1 protein-coding gene is annotated in these 282 nt (G+C 37.9%); it reads right to left on the reverse strand.

All coding sequences use genetic code 11. The features are described from left to right. Window positions 1-282 (reverse strand): cation:dicarboxylate symporter family transporter (locus ACSG5Z_RS32290; protein WP_435712981.1); only part of this gene is annotated, 282 nt, incomplete at both ends.

Below are 282 nucleotides of genomic sequence, written 5' to 3' on the forward strand. Positions count from 1 at the left end.
CTTCGACATAACTACAGCTGCTAAAGAGTTTCCTACAACGTTAACTGCTGTACGAGCCATTTCTAAAATACGGTCAATACCAGCGATGAAGGCTAAACCTTCAGCTGGAATACCTACTGTACCAAGTGTCGCTAATAATACAACGAATGATACGCCCGGTACACCCGCAATACCTTTTGATGTAAGCATTAATACTAGTAATAATGTAATTTGTTGAGTAATGGATAAATCAATACCGTACATTTGCGCTAAGAAAATAGCTGCAATTGCTTGATATAAAGT

It is taken from the genome of Bacillus pretiosus, assembly GCF_051294775.1.
GTDB classification, from domain to species: domain Bacteria; phylum Bacillota; class Bacilli; order Bacillales; family Bacillaceae_G; genus Bacillus_A; species Bacillus_A wiedmannii.